The sequence below is a fragment of the Micromonospora sp. NPDC049240 genome (assembly GCF_040647835.1).
In the GTDB taxonomy this organism is placed as follows: Bacteria; Actinomycetota; Actinomycetes; order Mycobacteriales; family Micromonosporaceae; genus Micromonospora.
Window position 1 is genome coordinate 377,108 of the sequence record NZ_JBEZCX010000002.1, and the last position, 21,138, is coordinate 398,245.

Sequence of the window (21,138 nt, forward strand, 5' to 3'; positions counted from 1 at the left end):
CCGTCACGATTCGGCTCGGACGGCGAAGCGGACCAGGGAGACCGAGCCCACGAAGCCGAGCAGGGAGAGCACCACCAGCACGGGCAGCGTGGTGGCGTGCCGGTTCACCGCCGCCTCCGCCCCCACCGCGCCGAGCATGGCGGCGAGCAGCAGGTCGGCGCCGACGATGCGGTCGAGCAGGGACGGGCCACGGTAGATCCGGGTCAGGGCGAGCAGTGCGGTGGCCGAGAGCAGCACGGTCAGCGCGACGGCGAGCAGGACGGTCACGGGTGGTTCCTCCGTTCGACGGGTTCGGTGTCGAGCTGGCGTACCTCGGTGGGAGAGCCGACGGCGCGGACGATGCGCCGTTCGACGGCGAGCACGCGGTCGCGGCTGCCGGTCAGGTCCTCGGGGCCGCGCACGTCGAGCACGTGCACGTAGAGCACCGCGCGCGTGCGGTCGATGTCGAGGATCAGGGTGCCCGGCACCAGCGAGATCACCTCGGCGGTGAGCGCCAGGTTGAGGTCGGTGCGGACCCGCAGGGGCACCGCGATGATCCCGCCGCGCGGCCGGTAGCCGGGGCGCAACGCGACGGCGGCGACGTGCACGCTGGCGCTGACCAGCTCCCCGACGAACGTGCCGGCGAGCACCAGCAGCGGCCCCGGCCGCAGCCGCCCGCCGAAGGTGACCGACGGCAGCGGGAAGAAGAACAGCACCGCCGCGCCGATCGCCAGGCCGGTCAGCAGGTTGCCCCAGGAGACGTCGCCCCAGAGCAACAGCCAGACGACGACCAGCCAGCCGAGCGCCACGGCCTGGTCGCGCCGACGGCCGCCGCGGCCCACCGTCGGCGGGTCGCCGCCCGGCGCCGCGCCGCCCCGGTCCGGGCCCGGGTCGGCGGTCACGGCACGTCCCGGGGCAGCACGGCCCGCACGTACGGGGTGCGTTGGCGCAGGTCGGCGGCGGCGTCCGCGGTGACCTGGAACAGCGGCCCGGCCACCAGCGTGAGCAGGACGCCGAGCCCGACGAGCGCGGCGGTGGCGCCGACCATCAGGGCGGGTAGCCGGGCGTCCGGCGTGGTGGTGGCCAGCCGCGGCGCCCGCCAGAACGCGATGTTCCACACCCGGGACGCCACGTAGAGCGTCAGCAGGCTGGTCAGCGTGCCGGCGCCGACCAGCACGGCGGGCAGCGCGCCGCCGGCCGCCACGCCGGCCTGGAGCAGGCCGAGCTTGCCGAGGAAGCCGGAGAACGGCGGGACGCCGGCCAGGTTCATCGCCGGGACGAAGAAGAGCACCGCGACCACCGGGGTGACCCGCGCCAGCCCGCCGAGCCGCCGCAGGTCGGTGCTGCCGGCGCGTTCCTCGACCAGGCCGGCGACCAGGAAGAGCGTGGTCTGGACGGTGATGTGGTGCACCACGTAGAAGATCGCGCCGGACAGACCGGCGACGCTGCTCAACGCCACCCCGAAGATCATGTAGCCGATGTGGCTGACCAGCGTGAAGGAGAAGAGCCGCTTCATGTCCGACTGCGCCACCGCGCCCAGGACGCCCACCACCATGGTCAGACCGGCCACCACCATCAGCAGCCCGTCGACCTGGCCGCCGGGGAAGAGCAGCGTCTCGGTGCGGATGATCGCGTACACGCCGACCTTGGTCAGCAGGCCGGCGAAGACCGCGGTCACCGGCGCGGGCGCGGTCGGATAGCTGTCCGGCAGCCAGGCGGAGACCGGGAAGACCGCCGCCTTGATGCCGAACGCGAGCAGCAGCATGAGCTGCAACGCGAGGCGTACGCCGGCGGGCAGCGCGTCCAGCCGGCCGGCGAGCTGCGCCATGTTCAGCGTGCCGGTGGCCGCGTACACCAACCCGACGGCGGACAGGAAGAGCAGCGACGACAGGATGCTGACCACCACGTACGTCGAGCCGGTGCGCAGCCGCACCTCGGTGCCGCCCAGCGTGATCAGCACGAAGCTCGCGGCCAGCAGGATCTCGAAGCCGACGAACAGGTTGAACAGGTCCCCGGCCAGGAACGCGTTCGTCACGCCGGCGGTGAGCACCAGGTAGGTGGGGTGGAAGATGCTCACCGGCGCGGTCTCGCCGGTCTCCGCCCGACCCTGGCCGATCGAGTAGATCAGCACGCAGAGCGTGACCGCCGAGGAGACCACCACCATGAGCGCCGCCAACTGGTCGGCCACCAGCACGATGCCGACCGGCGCCGGCCACCCGCCGACGCGCACCACCACCGGCCCGTACCGGTACGCCTGGACCAGCAGCACCACCGCGACCAGCAGCACGCCGGCCAGGCAGAGCACGCTGATCGAGCGCTGCAACCGGGGCCGGCCGGTCAGCATCAGGGTGAGCGCCGCGCCGAGCAGCGGCACCACCACCGGCAGCGGCACCAGCCCACTCATGACTCCTCGTTCCGCCGCAGCCGGCGGCGGGCCGGCTCCGGGTCGACCTGTTCCGGGTCGCCGTCCGGGCCATCGCCGCCGAGGTCCGCGGTGGCCACCTCGTTGCCTTCGGCCAGCCGGACGGTCTGCCGGTCCTCCAGGTCGTCCTGCACCTCGTCGTCGCCGCTGGTGTACCAGCTCCGGTAGGCGACCGCGAGCAGGAAGGCGGTCAGCCCGAACGTGATCACCACGGCGGTGAGCACCATGGCCTGCGGCAGGGCGTCGCTCATGTCGCCGGCCGGCGCGGTGCCGACCAGCGGGGCGGCGCCGGACCGCCCGCCGAGCAGGATGAGCAGGTTCACCCCGTTGCCGAGCAGGATGACGCCGAGCAGGATCCGGGTCAGGCTGCGTTCCAGCAGCAGCGTGACGCCGGTGGCGACGAGCACCCCGACCGCCAGCACCAGCACCAGCGTCGGCCCCGTCACGCGCCCGGCCCCTCACGCCGGACCGTCAGGCCACGGCCCGGCTCGCCGGCCGCCTCGACGTGCCGGTCCACCTCGGCGCCCAGGCTGCGCAGGATGTCCAGCACCAGCCCGACCACCACCAGATAGACGCCGATGTCGAAGAAGATCGACGTGACCAGGTAGAAGTGGCCGATCAGCGGCAGCCACAGATCCACCTTGACGCTCTGCAGCACCTCGCCGCTGAGCACCAGGCCGAGCACGCCGCTGCCGACCGAGACCGCCAGGCCGGCGCCGAGCACCATGCCGGCCCCGACCGGCGCGGCCTCGGCCAGCTCGTACCGCCCGCCGGCCAGGTAGCGCAGGGTCAGCGCGAGGCCGGCGACCAGGCCGCCGGAGAACCCGCCGCCCGGCGCGTTGTGCCCGGAGAAGAGCAGGAACAGCGAGAAGAGCAGCACGGTGTGGAAGATCAGCCGGGTGACCACCTCGAACACGATCGACCGCCGCCGCTCGTGCAGCGTCTGCCCGCCGCGCAGCCAGACCGTGCGGCCGGGGCGCGGCACCGCCGGGCGGGGACGGCGCGGGCGCGGCCCGGTGCGGGAGCGCTCGAAGATCAGGCTGGCCACCCCGGTGGCGGTCACCACCAGCACCGAGATCTCGCCCATGGTGTCCCAGGCCCGGATGTCCACGAGCGTCACGTTGACGACGTTGCGGCCGTACCCCTGCGCGACCGCGAGGTCACCGAACGCCGCGGAGATCGACGGCGCCCGGCGGGCACCGGCCGCGGTCAGCGCCAGGCCGGCCATCACCAGGCCGGCGGCGACGCCGATGCCCCGCCGCAGCCACCGGCTGCGGCGCAGCGGACGGGCCGAGAAGCGTTCCGGCAGCCGGCGCAGCACCAGCACGAAGACGGCGATGGTGGCGGTCTCCACCAGGAACTGGGTGAGTGCCAGGTCCGGCGCGCCGTAGAGGACGAACATCATCGCGGTGCCGTAGCCGGTCACGCCGACCAGCAGCATGGCGGTGAGCCGGCGGCGCGCGCCCACCGCGAGCACCGCCGCGACCGCGATCACCACGCAGACCACCAGTTGGGTCGGGGTGTCCCAGGGCGCCAGCTCGACCCGCCACGGCGCGGTGGCCACCATCGCTCCGCCCGGCACGACCACCAGGACGAGCAGCACGGTGCCGAGGTACTGCGGCAGCGAACCCCGCTGGGTGGCGCCGGTGACCTCGATGGCGAGCCGGTCGAACCGGTGGATCGCCCACTCGTAGCCCTGGTTGCCGCCCACCGGCGAACGCAGCCGGGCCAGCGCGGGGGCGAGCGGGCCGCGGAGCAGGTGCAGCAGCACGCCGCCGGCCAGCACCAGCGCGGAGAGGCCGAGCGCCACGGTGGGTCCGTGCCAGAGCGCCAGGTGCTCCTCGACCGGGCCGAACAGCTCGGCGTACGGCTGGAGCAGGCCGCCCACCCAGCCGGCGGTCAGGCCGGCGGCGAGCCCGGCCACGGCCAGCAGCGCCGGGGGTACCACCATCGCCACCGGCGGTCGGTCCAGCACGGTGTCCCGGACCCCGGGTCGGGTGCCGAACGCGCCCCACAGGAAGCGGATGCTGTAGCCCGCCGTCAACGCGCTGCCGACGACCAGCACCACCAGCACCCACGGCCGGTCGGTGAACGCGGCGAGCACGCCTTCCTTGGCCACGAAGCCGAGCAGCGGCGGGACGCCGGCCATCGACGCGGCGGCCAGCGCGGCGACGGTGGCCAGCAGCGGCGCGGCCCGGCCCACGCCGGACAGGTCCCGCAGGTCCCGGCTGCCCGTGGCGTGGTCGAGGATGCCGACGACGAGGAAGAGCGCGGCCTTGAACAGCGCGTGCGCGGCCAGCAGGGCGACGCCGGCCAGGGCCGCGGCCGGGGTGCCCGCCCCGAACGCCACCGCCAGCAGGCCGAGCTGACTGACCGTCCCGTACGCCAGCAGCAGCTTCAGGTCGCACTGCCGCAGCGCCGCCCAGCCGCCGCCGACCAGCGTGACCAGCCCGGCGACCACGGTGACCGGCCGCCACGGCCCGGCCGGGGCGAGCGCCGGGCCGAGCAGCCCGATCAGGAAGATGCCGGCCTTCACCATCGCCGCCGCGTGCAGGTACGCGCTGACCGGTGTCGGCGCGGCCATCGCCACCGGCAGCCAGGCGTTGAACGGGAACACCGCGGACTTGGCCAGCGCGCCGGTCAGGATCAGCAGCACGGCGGTGGCCAGGTACCCGCCGCCGGGCAGCGGCGCGGCGGCCACCGCCGACCAGCGGTAGCTCCCGGCGTGGTGGCCGAGCAGCAGGAAGCCGACCAGCATGGCCAGGCCGCCCAGCGCGGTGACGGTGAGCGCCTGGGCGGCGGCCCACCGGCTGGCCCGGCGTTCGGTGCTGTGCCCGATCAGCAGGTAGGAGAAGACGGTGGTCAGCTCCCAGAAGACGTAGAGCAGCAGCAGGTCGTCGGCGGCGACGAGGCCGAGCATCGCGCCGGCGAACGCGACCAGCACGGCGGCGAACCGGGCCAGCCCCACCGAGCCGGGCGGGAAGTAGCGGGCGGAGTAGACAAGCACCAGCGCACCGACGCCGCCGACCAGCAGCAGCATCAGCCAGGACAGCGTGGTGACCCGCAGGGCCAGGTCGAACCGGAGCTGCGGGATCCAGGGGTACGTCTCGACCACCGCGCCGCCGTGGCGTACCGCGCCGGTGTGCGCCACCGCCCAGCCGGCCGTGGCCGCCGGGGCGAGCGCCACCAGCAGGCAGGCGCGCGGGCCCCACCTGCGGACCAGCAGCGGGGCGAGCAGTGCCGCCACCAGGTGCAGGATCAGCAGGACGAGCACGCGTACTCCCGGTCGAGGTACAGCGCGGGGGCACGCTGCGGGTACGACCGATCACACGCCACTTCCCCACCCGCCGCGCCGTTTTCCCCGAAAACCGTCAGGGGAAGCGGGCCGGGTTTCGGCGGGGGTCGCCGGGCTGGGCCGGGTGGTTGAGCTGGCGGGCCGCCCGGTCCACCACGCGCTGGGCGGCGGCGAGGGAGCGGACCGGAAGCCGGGTGTCGCGGCTCTCCCGGCGCAGCACGAAGTAGTGCACCGCGGCGCGGACCAGCGCGCGGTCGGCGGCGCTGGACCGGGCGGTGGCGACGACCAGCTGACGCAGGCGCTCGGCCAGCTCCTCGGCCAGCTCCAGCTCCGGGCCGTGCAGGCCGGCGCGGAGCGAGGCGAGCCGGCTGTCGACCTTGCGGATGAGCACGTCGGTGCCGGGTCGAGAGCCTCGCTCCTCAACGGTCATCCACGCCTCCACCCACGCCACGTTGCGAGTGAAGTTACTTTATGTTGCATGCCGCAAGCAAGCAGTTAAGTGAGACTTAACGGAACAAATCCCTTATTCGTCGCGTCAATTGTCCGCCCGGTACGGAACCACCCCGGCGACGGGCCGGATGTCGTACCGGCGGGGCAGGATGGTGCCGTGGCGGACGAGGTGACCCCGGCCGACGGGGTGCTGGCGGAGTTCGGCGCGGCGACCCGGGAGTGGTTCACCGCGGCGTTCGCCGCGCCCACGCCGGCCCAGGCGGGCGCCTGGCGCTCGATCGCCGCCGGTCACCACGCGCTCGTGGTCGCCCCGACCGGCTCCGGCAAGACGCTCGCGGCGTTCCTCTGGTCGCTCGACCGGCTGGGCAAGGAGCCACCGCCGGCCGACCCTCGGCGGCGGTGCCGGGTGCTCTACGTCAGCCCCCTCAAGGCGCTCGCCGTCGACGTGGAGCGCAACCTGCGGACCCCGCTCATCGGCATCCGGCAGGCCGCCACCCGGCTCGCGCTCGCCCCGCCCGACATCACCGTCGGCATGCGCACCGGCGACACCCCGGCCGACGAGCGGCGGGCCTTCGCCCGCACCCCGCCGGACGTCCTCATCACCACGCCCGAGTCGCTGTTCCTGCTGCTCACCTCCGCCGCCCGCGACTCGCTGCGCGGGGTGGACACGGTGATCGTCGACGAGGTGCACGCGGTGGCCGGCACCAAGCGCGGCGCCCACCTGGCGCTCTCCCTGGAACGCCTCGACGCGCTGCTGGAGCGGCCCGCCCAACGCATCGGGCTGTCCGCCACGGTGCGCCCGATCGACGTCTGCGCCCGCTTCCTCGGCGGTGTCCGCCCGGTCGACGTGGTGCAGCCGCCGGCCGACAAGACCATCGAGGTCAGCGTCCAGGTTCCGGTGGAGGACATGACCCGCCTCGACGAGCAGGAGCCCTCGGAGGACGAGCTGGGCGGGCTCGGCCCGCGCCGGCCCTCGATCTGGCCGGCCGTCGAGGAGCGGGTGCTCGCGTTGATCCGCGCGCACCGGTCCACGATCGTGTTCACCAATTCGCGGCGGGGGGCGGAGCGACTCTGTGCCCGCCTCAACGAGCTGGCCGCCGAGGAGGCGGAGGTGGCGTCCGCCCCGGAGGGCAGCCGCGTGGCCCGGGGCGGGGAGCCGGTGCGCGTATCCGATCTGCTGCCCGGCGTCGACGGCCCGCCGGCCGGCGACCGGGCCGGGCCGGTGCGCGCGCCCCGGCAGCCGGCCGAGGTGATGGCGCAGTCCGGGGCCGCGACCGGGGCGCCGTCGGTGATCGCGCGGGCGCACCACGGCAGCGTCTCTCGGGAGGAGCGCAAGCACATCGAGGAGGCGCTCAAGTCCGGCCGGCTCCCCGCCGTGGTGGCCACCTCCAGCCTGGAGCTGGGCATCGACATGGGCGCGGTGGACCTGGTGGTGCAGATCGAGGCGCCGCCGAGCGTCGCGGCCGGGCTGCAACGGGTGGGCCGGGCCGGGCACCAGGTCGGCGCCGTCTCCCGGGGCGTGGTCTTCCCCAAGCACCGCGGCGACCTGCTCTCCTGCACAGTGGTCGCCGAGCGGATGGGCGAGGGCGCGATCGAGGAGCTGCACTACCCGCGCAACCCGCTCGACGTGCTGGCCCAGCAGATCGTCGCGATGGTGGCGTTGGAGCCGTGGCCGCTCGGCGACCTGGCCGTGCTGGTGCGGCGCGCGGCGCCCTTCGCCGAGCTGCCCGACTCGGCGCTGCACGCGGTGCTCGACATGCTCTCCGGCCGCTACCCGTCCACCGCCTTCGCCGAGCTGCGCCCCCGGCTGGTCTGGGACCGCGCCACCGACGTGCTGACCGGCCGGCCCGGCGCCCAGCGGCTCGCGGTGACCAGCGGCGGCACCATTCCCGACCGGGGGCTGTTCGGCGTCTTCCTGGCCGGGGCCGAGCGGGCGGCGCGGGTCGGCGAGCTGGACGAGGAGATGGTCTACGAGTCGCGCGTCGGCGACGTGTTCCTGCTCGGCTCGTCGTCCTGGCGCATCGAGGAGATCACCCCCGACCGGGTGCTGGTCTCCCCCGCGCCGGGGCAGGCCGCCCGGATGCCGTTCTGGAAGGGTGACCAGCTCGGCCGGCCGGTCGAGCTGGGCCGTGCGATCGGCGCCCGGGTCCGGGCGCTGCTGCGACAGTCCGACGCCGACGCGGTGGCGGCGCTGCGCGCCGGCGGGCTGGACGACTGGGCCGCCGGCAACCTGATGACCTACCTGCGCGAGCAGAAGGCGGCCACCCGGTCGCTGCCCGACGACCGGACGGTGGTGGTCGAGCGCTTCCGCGACGAGCTGGGCGACTGGCGGATCGCCGTGCACTCGGTGCTCGGCGCCCGGGTCAACGGCCCGTGGGCGCTCGCCATCGGTCGCCGGCTGGCCGAACGCTACGGCGTGGACGCCCAGGTCATGCCCTCCGACGACGGCATCGTGGTGCGACTGCCGGACACCGCCGAGGAGCCGCCCGGCGCGGACGTGGTGGTCTTCGAGCCGGACGAGATCGCCCAGCTCGTCGAGGAGTCGGTCGGCACGTCGGCGCTGTTCGCCGCCCGGTTCCGCGAGTGCGCGGCGCGGTCGTTGCTGCTGCCCCGCCGCGACCCGCGCCGCCGGCAGCCGCTCTGGGCGCAACGCCAGCGCGCCGCGCAACTGCTCGACGTGGCCCGCGAGTACGCCGACTTCCCGGTCACCCTGGAAGCCGCCCGGGAGTGCCTCCAGGACGTCTTCGACCAGCCGGCCCTGGGCGGGCTGATGCGCGACCTGGCCGCCCGTAAGGTGCGCCTGGTCGAGGTGGAGTCCGAACGCCCGTCCCCGTTCGCCAGGTCGCTGCTGTTCGGGTACGTCGGGGCGTTCCTCTACGAGGGCGACGCGCCGCTGGCCGAGCGGCGGGCCGCCGCGTTGGCGCTCGACTCCGGGCTGCTGGGCGAGCTGCTCGGCCGGGTCGACCTGCGGGAGCTGCTCGACCCGGCGGTGCTCGCCGAGACCGAGCGGCAGTTGCGTTGGCGCACCGAGCAGCGGCGGCCCCGCGACGCCGAGGACGTGGTCGAGCTGCTCCGGGTGGTCGGCGACCTGAGCCCGGCCGAGCTGGCCGAACGCGGGGTGCCGGAGGCGTGGCCGGTGGAGCTGGCGGCGGCCCGCCGGGTGCTGCGGGTCCGGGTCGCCGGCGAGGACCGCTGGGTGATCGTCGAGGACGCCGCCCGGCTGCGTGACGCGCTCGGGGTGGCGCTGCCGGTGGGGGTGGCCGAGGCCCACCTCGCGCCGGTGGCCGATCCGCTCGGCGACCTGGTCGCCCGGTACGCGCGCACCCACGGCCCGTTCGCGGCGGCCACCTGCGCCGCCCGGTTCGGGCTCGGGGTGTTCGTGGTCGAGCAGGCGCTGCGCCGGCTCTCGGCGACCGGTCGGGTGGTCTCCGGCGAGTTCGCCCCGGACAGCGTCGGCACCCAGTGGTGCGACGCGGAGGTGCTGCGCCTGCTGCGCCGCCGCTCCCTGGCGGCGCTGCGCCGGGAGATCGAGCCGGTGCCGCCCCGGGCGCTGGCCGCGTTCCTGCCCCACTGGCAGCAGGTCGGCTCGTCGGCCCGGGGCGTCGAGGCAGTCGCCGCCGCCGTGGAGCAGGTGCAGGGCACCACCGTGCCGGCGTCCGCGCTGGAGCGTCTGGTGCTGCCGGCCCGGGTCGCCGACTACTCGCCGGCCCAGCTCGACGAGCTGTGCGCCGGCGGCGAGGTGGTCTGGGCCGGCGCCGGCGCGATCTCCGGCGGCGACGGGTGGGTGACGCTGGCGTACGCCGACGTCGCGCCGCTGGTGTTGCCGCCACCGGACGAGGCGTTGACGCTCACCCCGCTGCACGAGGCCGTGCTCGACGCGCTCGGCGACGGGCAGGCGCTGTTCTTCCGTTCGCTCTCCGATCGGGTCGGCGCCACCGACGACGCCGCGTTGTCGGCCGTGGTGTGGGACCTGGTCTGGGCCGGCCACCTGACCAACGACACGCTCGCGCCGCTGCGGGCCGCGCTGGGCGCGGGTGGGGCACACCGGTCCCGGCCGGCGGCGCCGCGCACCCGCTACCGCCGGCCCGGTCGGGTGGCGCTGCCCAGTCGGGGCGGCCCGCCGACCATGGCCGGCCGCTGGTCCCGGCTGCCGGAACGCGACCTGGACCCGACCCGTCGGGCCGCCGCCCTGGCCGACCTGCTGCTGGAACGGCACGGGGTGGTGACCCGGGGCGCGGTGGTGGCGGAGCAGGTGACAGGTGGTTTCGCCGCGGTCTACCCGGTGCTGTCGGCGTTGGAGGAGCGCGGGGCGGCCCGGCGCGGCTACTTCGTCGAGGGCCTGGGCGCGGCCCAGTTCGCGGTGCCCGGCGCGGTCGACCGGATCCGCGCGTTGGCCGACGACAGCCGGGACCGGGGCGGCGGCCCGACCGTGGTGCTGGCCGCCACCGATCCGGCGAACCCGTACGGCGCGGCGCTGCCCTGGCCGGACCGCGTCGTCGACTCGGGCGACGGGTCGGCACCCGCCACCGGCCACCGGGCCGGGCGCAAGGCGGGCGCGCTGGTGGTGCTGGTCGGCGGCGACCTGGTGCTCTATGTGGAGCGGGGCGGGCGGACGATCCTCTCGTTCACCGACGACACCGACGCGCTCGGGGCGGCCGGCAAGGCGCTCGCGGACGCGGTGCACTCCGGCGCGCTCGGCGCGATCTCGGTGGAGCGCGCCGACGGCGAGGCGGTGCACTCCTCCCCGCTGCGCGACGCGCTCACCGCCGCCGGGTTCCGGGCCACCCCCCGGGGCCTGCGCCTGCGCGGCTGACTCGCCCGGACCGGGCGGCGCCGCACGGCTGATCCCGCCCGGACCGGCCGGCACCGCACGGCTGGCTCAGCCCGGACCGGGCGGCGCCGCAGGGACCGGCCGGCGGCACGGCCGGCTCCCGCACGGACCGGCCGGCTCCCGCACGGACCGGGCCGCTCCCGCACGGCCACGGCGGGAGGGCGGGGCGGCGTCTCGCTAGGGTGGCCGGAGACGACGAGGAGGAGCCGATGGCGAGTCATCCGGACGGACCACCGGTGACGCGCCGGCCGTGCGTCTCGCTGACCACCGACTACGGGCTGGCGGACGGCTTCGTCGCGGCCTGCCACGGGGTGCTCGCGCGGCTCGCGCCGACCGCCCGGGTGATCGACGTGACGCACCTGGTGCCGCCGGGCGACGTCCGCCGGGGCGCCGCGGTGCTGGCGCAGACGGTGTCGTACCTGCCGGTCGGGGTGCACGTCGGGGTGGTCGATCCGGGGGTCGGGACCGAGCGGCGCGGCATCGCGCTGGCCGCGCCCGGCGGGTTGCTGGTCGGGCCGGACAACGGGCTGCTCCTGCCCGCGGCGGAGGCGCTCGGCGGGGTGACCGCCGCGGTGGAGCTGACCAACCCGGCGTGGCTCGCGCCCACCGTGTCCCGCACCTTCCACGGGCGGGACGTGTTCGCGCCGGTGGCCGCCCGGCTGGCGCTCGGCGCGCCGCCGGCCGGGGCCGGGCCGGCCGTCGACCCGGCCACCCTGGTCCGGCTGCCGGAGCCGGTCGTCCGGGCGGAGGCCGCCGGGTTCAACGCCGAGGTGCTCACCGTCGACCACTTCGGCAACGTCCAACTCGCCGCGCCGGGCCCGCTGCTCGACGGCCTGCCGTCCCGGGTGCTGGTGAACGGGCGCGAGGCCGTGCACGGCCGCACGTTCGGCGACGCCGCTCCCGGCGGCCTGGTCGCCTACGTCGACTCGGCCGGCCTGGTGGCCGTGGCCGTGCACACCGGCCGCGCCGCCGACCTCCTCACCCTCTCCCCCGGCGACATGGTCACCGTCACCACCCCCTGACCCCGCGATCTTGCAGTTCATGCCCCGACAAATGACCCGAAAGCCGCGCCGGACGGGCCGCAAGTGCAAGATCGCCGGGGAGGGAGGCGGGGAGAGACGCGGGGAGGGGGAGGGGAGGGAGGGAGGGTCAGCAGCGGGGGACGGGGCCGCCGGAGATTGCGGACAGGTAGGCGTGGCTGACGTAGGTGCCGCCGACCAGGCGGTACCACCGTGTCGTGGTGCGGTAGGTGCCGGCGATGCGCTCGCCGGTCAGGTAGCACTGCACCGGCACCTGCGCGTGGGTGGCGGCGAGGCCCCGGCTCGCGTACGAGGTGCCCGCCCCGGTGCGCAGGGTCAGCGGCCCGGAGCCGACCACCGCCCGCGCCCCGCCCCCGGTCCAGAGCAGGGTCACGTTCACCCACGCGTTGTCGGTGAGCCGCAACCCGTCCCAGAACGTGCCGTCGGCCAGGTCCAGCCCGGCCGGGTTGCGCACGACCCGCCCGAACTGGTCCCGCCCGCCGTGGTAGCCGTCCTCGTAGGCGGCCTGCGCCTCGGGCCGGCCCTGCGGCAGGTCGCGCCAGTTCTCCCGGACGGTCGGCGGGTTCCACCAGTCGTCCCGGGTGTTCCACGGGCCGACGTCCCAGACCGGCGCGTACTCGCACCGGCTGCCGTTTGTGGTGCAGACCTTGACCGTGTAGTCGCCGGTGCCCCGGGGGGAGAGGCCGCGCCGGGTGGGCAGCGCCGCGAAGTGGTCCCGCGCGCCGACGACGTGCCCGTTGGCGGTGACGCCGCCGACCAGGCCGATCCGGGTCGCGTACACCCGGTAGGTGCGCCCGGCGGTGGGCTGGGTCGCGGCGGCGGCCTGGTCGGCGGCGAGCGTCAGGTCGGTCACGGTGGCCTCGGCGGCGGTGCCCGGCGCGGTCAGCACGACGCGCGCCTGGACCCGGGTGACCGGCTGGTCGAAGACCGCCTCGGTGGCGTCGCGCCACTCGGTCCAGCCGCCGGCCCGCCAGCCGCGTACCTCGGCCGTCGCGGTGCCGCCGTCGCCGGTGCGGGCGGCGAGCCGGGCGCGTACCCGGGTGGCGGGCCGGTCCAGCGCGCGCGGCGCGGCGAGCAGGATGCCCTCGGCGAGCGGGCCGGACGCGGCGGCGGGGCGGGTCCGGGCGGTGGGGCGGGGGTCGGCCAGCCGCAGGCGGCCGGCGCGCCAGGTGACGTTGACGTCGTCGCCACCGGCGACGGCGAGGTCGGCGGACCAGCGTTCGGGGCCGGGGGCGCGGGCCGGCGCGGCGGACGCGGCGGCGGGCAGGCCGGCGGTGGCGGTGAGCAGGGCGGTCAGGGCGATGACGGTACGACGGGCTCGGGCCATGGGATTCTCCTCAGAACCCCCTGATCCTGTCCGCTATCGCCATAAAAAAGAATATCGGTGCAGATAGCGAAACATGTGAATTCCGTTCGGTAGGCGACAATGGCGGGGTGCCCGAAGGTGACACCGTCTGGAACACCGCCCGCGTCCTGCACCGCGCGTTGGCCGGGGCCCGTCTCACCGGTTCGGACTTCCGCGTGCCGCAGCTCGCCACCACCGACCTGACCGGCTGGACCGTGCGCGAGTCGGCCAGCCGCGGCAAGCACCTGCTGCTGCGCCTCGCCGGTCCGGCCGGCGAGGACCGGACGCTGCACTCGCACCTGCGGATGGACGGCGCGTGGCGGGCGTACGCCCCGGGCGAGCGGTGGTCGGCCCGACCGGCGCACCTGATCCGGGTGGTGCTCCGCTCCGCCGGCGCGGTCGCGGTCGGCTACCACCTGCACGAACTGGCGCTGATCCCGACCGCCGAGGAGGAGTCGCTCGTCGGTCACCTCGGTCCGGACCTGCTCGGTCCGGACTGGGACCCGGCCGAGGCGGTCCGCCGGCTGGCCACGCACCCGGAGCAGAGCATCGGCGAGGCGCTGCTCGACCAGCGCAACCTGGCCGGGGTGGGCAACCTCTACAAGTGCGAGGTGCTGTTCCTGCGCGGGGTGTCGCCGTGGACGCCGGTGCGCGACGTGCCCGACCTGGCCGGCACCGTCGCGCTGGCCCAGCGGCTGCTGGCGGCGAACCGGGGCCGCTGGACGCAGAGCACCACCGGGGTGCTGCGCCGGGGCGGGACCAGTTACGTCTACGGCCGCCGGGCCCAGCCGTGCCGGCGCTGCGGGACGGCGATCCGCAAGGAGGAGCTGGGCGAGCGGGTCACCTACTGGTGCCCGGTCTGCCAGCCGGAGCGGACGTGACATGCAACTTCCACGAACCGCATAAGATCACCCGAGATACGGACGATTGGGTACTTCCCTCCCGCCCGTCCGGCGTCGCATGCTGCGGTGGACCGCACCGATCGTCAGCAGCGCGTACGCCCGCCACGCCGGGGTGACGGCCGGGCGCGCCCCGATCCCGGGGAGAGCCATGGTGCTGTTCCGCAGACTCCGGCCGGACCGGCCGGACCGGGCCGCCACGGTCGCCGAGGAGACCGCGCCCACCGTCCCGACCGCCCGCGCCGCCGACGAGACGCCCGCCGGACCGGCCGAACGCACCGGCCCGGCCCCTCTGGACCCGGGCGGGGTGCCGCGGCTGTTCGGTCCGGTGCCGAACACCGCCGGCAGCCCGCTGCCCACGCTCGACCCGGACGGCCGCCCGGTCCCCGGCACCGGCCTGCGCAAGTTCGTCGACCCGCTGCCGCTGCCGGGCCGGGCGCCCACCGCCGGGCTCGGCGCCCGACTGCCGGTCGCGGTGCCGGACACCATCACCTGGCCGGGCTGCGACTACTACGAGATCGGCCTCCAGGAGTACGCGCAGCGCCTGCACCGGGACCTGCCGGCCACCCGGCTCCGCGGCTACCGCCAGCTCAACCTGGGCACTGACGCGTCCGGCCACAACACGGTGAGCCCGCCCGACCGGCCCTGGCACCTCGGGCCGATGATCGAGGCCCGGCGCGGCCGGCCGGTCCGGATCAAGTTCATCAACCAGCTCCCCACCGGCCGGGCCGGCGAACTGTTCCTACCGGTCGACGAGACGGTCGACGGGGCTGGGACCGGGCCGCTGGACGGTCCCGCGCCGTACCCGCAGAACCGGGCCGTGCCGCACCTGGCCGGCGCGCGGACCGCCTGGATCAGCGCCGGCAACCCGTGGCAGTGGGTGACCCCGGCCGGCGAGATCACCCCGTACCCGGTCGGGGTGGGGGTGACGCCGGTGCCGGACATGCCGGCGCCCGGCGCGGGCGCCACCACGCTCTACTTCCCGAACGATCAGAGCGGCCGGCTGATGTGGCTGCACGACAACACGCTCGGCCTGTCCCGGCTCACCGTCTACGCCGGGCAGCTCGCGCTCTACCTGCTCACCGACCCGGCCGAGGACCGCCTCGTCGCCGACGGCGTGCTCCCCGCCGACCAGCTCCCGCTGGTGATCGAGGACAAGACGTTCGTCCCCGACGACGCGCAGCTCGCCGCGCAGGACCCGACCTGGGACCGGGACCGCTGGGGCGCCAAGGGCAGCCTCTGGCACCCACACGTCTACCAGCCCCGGCAGAACCCGTACCGGATCAGCGGCACGAACCCGACCGGGCGGTGGGACTACGGGCCGTGGGCGCACGACCCGGACGGCGGGACCAGCCCCTGGGTCGCCCCGGTGCCGAACCCGCACCACGACCCGGTCACCGAACCCGACGAGCCACCGCTGGTCCCGGGCGTGCCGCACCCCTCGGCGGTCCCCGCGGCGTACGGGGACACGCCGCTGGTCAACGGCGTCGCGTACCCGTACCTGGAGGTCGAGCCGAGGGCGTACCGGTTCCGGATCCTCAACGCCTGCGCGGACCGGGCGCTCAACCTCCAGCTCTACCGGGCCGCCTCGGACGGGCCGATGTGGACGCCGAACGGCGACGCGTCCGACCCGCGCGCCGGCGAGGTGCCGATGGTCGAGGCGGTACGCGTGCCGGGGCGGCCGGCGTACTGGCCGGTGGACGGGCGCGACGGCGGCGTGCCCGACCCGGCCGCCGCCGGGCCGGAGCTGATCCAGATCGGCAACGAGGGCGGCCTGCTGCCGGCGCCGGTGGTGCTGGCGAACCAGCCGGTCGGCTACCGCTACGACCGGCAGGACCCGACCGTGCTCAACGTGGACGGGCACACGCTGCTGCTCGCGCCCGGCGAACGGGCCGACGTGGTGGTGGACTTCTCCACCGTGCCGCCGGGCCGCACGCTGATCCTCTACAACGACTGCCCGGCCCCGCTGCCCCGCTTCGATCCGCGCTACGACCACCACACCGGCGCCGCCGACCGCACCGGCGCGGGCGGCCTGCCGCCGGCCCACCCCGGCTACGGCCCGAACACGCGCACGCTGCTCCAGATCCGGGTGGTCGGCAGCCCGGCGCCCCGCTACGACAGGCGGCGGCTGGCCGCCCGGCTGCCCGCCGCGTACGCGCAGAGCCAGCCGCCGCCGATCGTGCCGCAACCGGCGTACGACCCGGCGTTCGGCACCCGCACCACCGGCCCGACGCTGGTCCCGGCGCGCGCCACCTCGGTCACGTTCACCCCGGCCGGCGGGTCCGGCCCGGTCACGCTGCCGCTGGCGGTGAAGTCGGTCGGGCAGGTGTTCGAGCCCCGGCACGGCCGGGCGGTGGGGCGACTCGGGGTCGGCCACCCGCTCGCCGGCCCGCTCGCGCCGGCCGTGCTGCCGCTCGGCCCGGCCGACCCGGTCACCGAGGAGCTGTTCGTGACCGACCCGACCGTGCCGGTGGGCGCGCCGGCGGACGGCACCCAGCTCTGGCGGATCGTCGGCGACACGGACCGGACCCATCCGGTGCACGTGGAGGGCGTCGACGTGCAGGTGGTCAACCGGGTCGGCTGGGACGGCACGCTCCGCCCACCGGAACAGGGCGAGCTGGGCTGGAAGGACACCGTCCGGGTAAACCCCCGGGAGGACGTGGTGGTGGCGTTGCGCCCGGTCGCGCCCAGCCTGCCGTTCACGGTCGGCGACAGCGTACGGCTGCTCGATCCGAGCCGCCCGGCCGGCGCGCGGCTGGACGCCGGCCCGGTCAGCCCGGTCGACGGCCGGCCCGCGACGGTGGTCAACCAGGTGGTCAACCTGGGCTGGGAGTACCGCTGGCAGACGCGCTCGGCGGGGCTGCGCGACCAGGGCATGAGCCGGCCGCTGGTGCTGCGGGTGTCGCCCCGGGCGCCCACCGGCCTGACCGCCACGCCGGTGCCCGGTTCGGCCACCGCGCTGCCGGCCATCGCGCTGGCCTGGACCGGCAACGGCAGCCGGCCGCCGGCCACCAGCCATCGGCTGCAACGCGCCACCGACAGCGCCTTCACGACCGGCCGCACCGAGATCACCGTGGCCGCCACCGCGACCCGGTACACGGACGCGACGGTCACCCCCGGCGTCACCTACCACTACCGGATCCGCGCCGAGAACGCGGTGAGCTGCTCGGCCTGGTCGAACGACGCGCCGGCGGCGGTGCGGCTGACCGCGCCGTCCCGGCTGACCGCGGCGGTGCCGCCGGCCGCCCCGCTGCGGGTGGCGTTGCGCTGGGCGAACCACTCCTTCGCCACCGGGGTGGACGTGCAGCGGGCCACCAACCCCACGTTCACCAGCGGGCCGGGCACCACGGCGATCACCGTCGGCGAGGCCCACCTGGACCCGGTCGTCGCACCGGACACCACGTACTACTACCGGGTACGCACCACGTACCTCGGCGCGGCGTCCCCCTGGTCGACGGTGGCCACGGTGACCACGCCGCCCCGGCCGGCCGCGCCCACCCGGGTCTCCGCCACCGCCGGCGCGCCGGCCCCGGACACCACCACGGTGACGCTGAGCTGGTCGGCGTCGACGCCGGTCGGGCCGGGCGCCGGCTTCCTCGTCGAACGCGCCACCGACGCCGGCTTCACCCGGGACCCCACCACGTTCCGCGTCACCGGCCGCGGCTTCACCAACACCGCCCTGCCGCCCGGCGTCACCTACTACTACCGGGTCCGCGCGACGAACATCGTCGGCACCTCCCCGTGGACCCCCCCGATCCAGATCACCACCCCCGAGTGACCCGCTCGACACCCCTCCTGTCGATCATGAGGTTGACGGCCGGATCGGAGATCGACATCGCCGCCAACCTCATGATCACCCGGGGGCGGGCGGGGCTGTCAGGGGGTGGTTCTGAGGGGGGTGCGGAGTTCGGCGAGGGCAGAGGCGACGCCGTGCAGCAGGTCGGTGGCCTCGGTGAGGCGTGCGGCGGCCGGGTGGTGGGTGTCGGGGCGGGCGTCCTCGGCGACGTAGCCGGCGGCGGCCACCACCAGCCGCTCGTAGGCGGCCACCCCCTCCTCGAGTTGGGCGACGAGCGTGGCGTGCACCTCGGCGAGCGGCCCCCGCGGGGCCAGTTTCAGCGCGCGCTCCACGCCGGCCACCCGTCCGGCCAGCTCACGCAGGGAATGGTCCGCCTCGGCGGCCTCCCGGACCGCCGGCTCGGCCAGCCCGGTCAACCGGCCGGCCAGCCCGCCGAGGGTGAGCGCGGCGCGGTCCAGGCGGGCCCACGGCTCGGCCGCGGAGGTGCCGCGCAGCGCGAGGCGCGACCGGACGCGGCGTACCTCGGCGAGGACGCCGGGGCCGACGGGCAGCCGCTCGACGGCGGCGACCAGCCGGGCCCGGGAGCGGGCGGCGGCCTCGGCCGGGTCGAGCGCCGGCGGGGCCGGCACGGCGGCGAGCGCCCGGTGGTCGATCCAGCGCCAGGCGGCCACCGCGATCGCGCTGCCCGCGGCACCGGCCCAGGCCGCGTCCGGCAGCCCCAGGCCGGCGTACGGGGTGAGCACCGCGGCGGCACCGCCCAGCCCACCGGCCAGCACGCTCCACCGCCGCGCCGAACGACGCAGCTTGGCCAGCCGCCGGAAGTGTCGCGTCCGCTCGTCCGCCATCGCTCTCCCTCGTCCGTCAGCCGGTGGTGCTCTCCCCGGCGCCGCGGTCCCGGCTCATACTGGCCCGGATCTCGTCCAGCCGGGCGGCGGCGGCCGGGTCGGTCGGCTGCCCCACGGCGGGCCGCTGCTGCTGGCCGCCGAGCTGCTCGCCGGCCATGCTCGACCGGATCTGTTCCAGTCTGGAGGACCCGGCCGAGTCGAGCGTCGCCTTCTGGATCTCCAGCATCCGGCCCTCGACCGAGTTGCCGGCCAGCTCGGCCCGGCCCATGGCGGTGGCGTAGCGGCGCTCGATGCGGTCCCGCACCTCGTCCAGGGACGGGGTGCTGGCCGGCGCGGTGAGCGACGACATCGACTCCAGCGAGCGGGCCACGCTCTCCTGCATCTTGGCCTGCTCGAGCTGGCTGAGCAGCTTGGTGCGCTCGGCGAGCTTCTGCTGGAGGATCATCGAGTTGTTCTCGACCGCCTTGCGGGCCTGCGCGGCCGCGCCGAGCGCCTGGTCGTGCAGCGTCTTGAGGTCCTCCAGCGCCTGCTCACCGGAGACGAGCTGGGTGGCGAGCAACTGGGCGGACTGCTCGTAGCGGCCGGCCTCGGTCTCGTCGCCCCGGCCCCGGGCCTGGTCGGCCAGCGCGAGCGCCTGCCGCGCGTTGCCCTGGAGCTGCTCCACCTCGGTCATCTGCCGGGAGAGCTTCATCTCCAGCTGGCGCTGGTTGCCGATCACCGCCGCGGCCTGCTGGACCAGCGCCTGGTGCTGCCGCTGCGCCTCCTCGACCGCCTGCTGGATCTGCACCTTCGGATCGGCGTGCTCGTCGATCTTCGCGCCGAAGAGCGCCATCAGGTACTTCCAACCCTTGACGAACGGGTTCGCCATCTCCGCCTCGTCCCCTCAGTAGTGTCGCGCCTACATCGTCCCAGTCGGACACCACTCCGGCACCCGTACGACCCTGATCAACAGTACGACGCACGCGCCACCGGCGACCATCGCGCGGACCGGTCGGTCAGGCGGCGCAGACCACGTCCCGCTCGGCGGGGCGCACGCGGGTGCTGCGCAGCGTCGCCTTGAGCGGCGAATCCTGCCGGACCTGGACGGCCACCGCGCCGTCGGTGGTGACCTGCCGGACACCCCGGTTGGTGGCCTTGCGCACGGCGGACGGGGCCACCGGCGTCGGCTCGTCGGTCACCGGCACCAGCACGCCGGGCATCTGCTCGGCCAACGCGACCGTGTCGCTCACCTCGCGCAGCAGCTCGGACAGGCGGGCGCCGAGCGCGTCGCAGATCGCGGCGAGCAGCTCGCTGGAGGGCTCCTTCTGGCCGCGTTCGATCTCGGAGAGGTAACCGAGGCTGACGTTGGCCGCGGACGAGACCTCGCGGAGGGTGCGGTGCTGCCCCTGCCGGCGCGCCCGCAGTGCGTCACCGATCACCCGGCGTAGCAGGACCATCGCACCTCCCCTGACGGGACACCTGTCCGGCCGGTCCGCGCCGCGCCGGGGACGGCGGGCCGCCCCGGCGCCGGCGTCGCCCGCCGGAGCCTTCCCGCAACCGTACCCGTTGACCGCCACGACGACATCCCACCCCGCCTCTCCAATCCTGTGCGGAACGCCGCGCCGGCGACCCCGCGGCCGGGCGCGTCGGCGGTCGGACGGCTCACCGCCGGCCGACGCCCGCCGGGTCGGCGACCCCGGCGTCGTCGGCGCCCGGGATGCGCTCGGCGAGCAGGCGCAGCGCCTCGATCACCGCGGCCGAGCGGATGTGGTCCCGGCCGCCGTCGAGGTCGAGCCGGCGCACGTCGCTGCCGGTGGGGCCGGCGACCGCCACGTAGACCAGGCCGACCGGCTTGTCGTCCTGCGGCTCCGGCCCGGCCACGCCGGTGGTGGCCAGTCCCCAGTCCGCGCCGCAGCGCCGCCGCCCGCCCTCGGCGAGCGCGACGGCCACGTCCGGGTCGACCGGCCCGCGCGCCGCCAGCAGGTCCTCCGGCACACCGGCCAGCACCGCCTTCAGCTCGGTGGCGTAGACCACCAGCCCGCCCCGGTAGATCGCGCTGACGCCGGCGATCTCCACGATGGCGGCGGCGAGCAGCCCGCCGGTGAGCGACTCGACCGTGGCCAGCGTCTGGCCGCACTCGTGCAGGCGGTGCACCGCGGAGGCCGCCGGACTGCCGGCGGGCCGCTGGTGTCTCGCGTCGGTGTCTCCCATGACCGCCCCTTCTTCCCGCGCCGCGCCGGCTTACCCGCCGGCTGCC

General features: G+C 75.9%; 15 protein-coding genes. 4 read left to right on the forward strand and 11 right to left on the reverse strand.

Going from position 1 to position 21,138, the window contains the following annotated elements; genetic code table 11:
- Positions 1-3: 3 nt before the first annotated feature.
- From AB0B02_RS05020 to AB0B02_RS05045, 6 genes are all read right to left on the reverse strand, one after another.
- Positions 4-267, reverse strand: coding sequence for a monovalent cation/H+ antiporter complex subunit F (locus tag AB0B02_RS05020; protein WP_107156066.1), 264 nt, complete (start codon positions 265-267; stop codon positions 4-6).
- Positions 264-881 carry a Na+/H+ antiporter subunit E gene (locus tag AB0B02_RS05025; RefSeq protein ID WP_281935465.1) on the reverse strand — a complete coding sequence of 206 codons (618 nt, stop codon included), beginning with the start codon at positions 879-881 and terminating at the stop codon, positions 264-266. Before AB0B02_RS05025 ends, AB0B02_RS05020 begins: the two co-directional genes overlap by 4 nt.
- A complete protein-coding gene (locus AB0B02_RS05030; protein ID WP_357296872.1) occupies positions 878-2,383 on the reverse strand; it encodes a Na+/H+ antiporter subunit D in 1,506 nt (501 codons plus the stop codon). The genes AB0B02_RS05025 and AB0B02_RS05030 overlap by 4 nt, the downstream gene beginning before the upstream one ends.
- Positions 2,380-2,847, reverse strand: coding sequence for a Na(+)/H(+) antiporter subunit C (locus AB0B02_RS05035; RefSeq protein ID WP_357296875.1), 468 nt, complete (start codon positions 2,845-2,847; stop codon positions 2,380-2,382). The genes AB0B02_RS05030 and AB0B02_RS05035 overlap by 4 nt, the downstream gene beginning before the upstream one ends.
- Positions 2,844-5,675 carry a Na+/H+ antiporter subunit A gene (locus AB0B02_RS05040; RefSeq protein WP_357296878.1) on the reverse strand — a complete coding sequence of 944 codons (2,832 nt, stop codon included), beginning with the start codon at positions 5,673-5,675 and terminating at the stop codon, positions 2,844-2,846. Before AB0B02_RS05040 ends, AB0B02_RS05035 begins: the two co-directional genes overlap by 4 nt.
- 97 nt (positions 5,676-5,772) lie before the next feature.
- Entirely contained in the window at positions 5,773-6,126 is a 354-nt protein-coding gene (locus tag AB0B02_RS05045) for a hypothetical protein (RefSeq protein ID WP_281935472.1), read from the reverse strand.
- A gap of 177 nt (positions 6,127-6,303) precedes the next feature.
- On the opposite strand from AB0B02_RS05045, the gene AB0B02_RS05050 reads away from it, so the two are divergent.
- Entirely contained in the window at positions 6,304-10,959 is a 4,656-nt protein-coding gene (locus AB0B02_RS05050; protein ID WP_357296881.1) for an ATP-dependent helicase, read from the forward strand.
- 227 nt (positions 10,960-11,186) lie between these two features.
- Positions 11,187-11,999, forward strand: a complete 813-nt coding sequence (locus tag AB0B02_RS05055; RefSeq protein WP_357296883.1) for an SAM-dependent chlorinase/fluorinase — start codon at positions 11,187-11,189, stop codon at positions 11,997-11,999.
- Positions 12,000-12,126: 127 nt separating this feature from the next.
- Here AB0B02_RS05055 and AB0B02_RS05060 read toward each other — a convergent pair whose 3' ends face one another.
- A complete protein-coding gene (locus tag AB0B02_RS05060; RefSeq protein ID WP_357296885.1) occupies positions 12,127-13,344 on the reverse strand; it encodes a hypothetical protein in 1,218 nt (405 codons plus the stop codon).
- 107 nt (positions 13,345-13,451) lie between these two features.
- On the opposite strand from AB0B02_RS05060, the gene AB0B02_RS05065 reads away from it, so the two are divergent.
- Positions 13,452-14,243: a DNA-formamidopyrimidine glycosylase family protein gene (locus AB0B02_RS05065; protein WP_357296888.1), complete on the forward strand. Its 792-nt coding sequence runs from the start codon at positions 13,452-13,454 to the stop codon at positions 14,241-14,243.
- A gap of 79 nt (positions 14,244-14,322) precedes the next feature.
- Positions 14,323-18,039 (forward strand): fibronectin type III domain-containing protein, encoded by a 3,717-nt coding sequence (locus AB0B02_RS05070; RefSeq protein WP_357296957.1) that lies wholly within the window; start codon positions 14,323-14,325, stop codon positions 18,037-18,039.
- 98 nt (positions 18,040-18,137) lie between these two features.
- Here AB0B02_RS05070 and AB0B02_RS05075 read toward each other — a convergent pair whose 3' ends face one another.
- From AB0B02_RS05075 to AB0B02_RS05090, 4 genes are all read right to left on the reverse strand, one after another.
- Positions 18,138-18,902, reverse strand: coding sequence for a hypothetical protein (locus AB0B02_RS05075; protein WP_281935481.1), 765 nt, complete (start codon positions 18,900-18,902; stop codon positions 18,138-18,140).
- Positions 18,903-18,918: 16 nt separating this feature from the next.
- Positions 18,919-19,770, reverse strand: coding sequence for a PspA/IM30 family protein (locus AB0B02_RS05080; RefSeq protein ID WP_281935482.1), 852 nt, complete (start codon positions 19,768-19,770; stop codon positions 18,919-18,921).
- 127 nt (positions 19,771-19,897) lie between these two features.
- Positions 19,898-20,338 carry a helix-turn-helix transcriptional regulator gene (locus AB0B02_RS05085; protein WP_281935483.1) on the reverse strand — a complete coding sequence of 147 codons (441 nt, stop codon included), beginning with the start codon at positions 20,336-20,338 and terminating at the stop codon, positions 19,898-19,900.
- 205 nt (positions 20,339-20,543) lie between these two features.
- Positions 20,544-21,092, reverse strand: coding sequence for a CinA family protein (locus tag AB0B02_RS05090; RefSeq protein WP_357296893.1), 549 nt, complete (start codon positions 21,090-21,092; stop codon positions 20,544-20,546).
- Positions 21,093-21,138 lie beyond the last annotated feature (46 nt).

Coding starts and splice junctions, on each gene's coding strand:
- AB0B02_RS05090 (WP_357296893.1), bottom strand. CDS start 21,092: ATGGGAGACACCGACGCGAGACACCAGCGGCCCGCCGGCAGTCCGGCG.
- AB0B02_RS05045 (WP_281935472.1), bottom strand. CDS start 6,126: ATGACCGTTGAGGAGCGAGGCTCTCGACCCGGCACCGACGTGCTCATC.
- AB0B02_RS05055 (WP_357296883.1), top strand. CDS start 11,187: ATGGCGAGTCATCCGGACGGACCACCGGTGACGCGCCGGCCGTGCGTC.
- AB0B02_RS05060 (WP_357296885.1), bottom strand. CDS start 13,344: ATGGCCCGAGCCCGTCGTACCGTCATCGCCCTGACCGCCCTGCTCACC.
- AB0B02_RS05085 (WP_281935483.1), bottom strand. CDS start 20,338: ATGGTCCTGCTACGCCGGGTGATCGGTGACGCACTGCGGGCGCGCCGG.
- AB0B02_RS05080 (WP_281935482.1), bottom strand. CDS start 19,770: ATGGCGAACCCGTTCGTCAAGGGTTGGAAGTACCTGATGGCGCTCTTC.
- AB0B02_RS05075 (WP_281935481.1), bottom strand. CDS start 18,902: ATGGCGGACGAGCGGACGCGACACTTCCGGCGGCTGGCCAAGCTGCGT.
- AB0B02_RS05070 (WP_357296957.1), top strand. CDS start 14,323: ATGCTGCGGTGGACCGCACCGATCGTCAGCAGCGCGTACGCCCGCCAC.
- AB0B02_RS05030 (WP_357296872.1), bottom strand. CDS start 2,383: ATGAGTGGGCTGGTGCCGCTGCCGGTGGTGGTGCCGCTGCTCGGCGCG.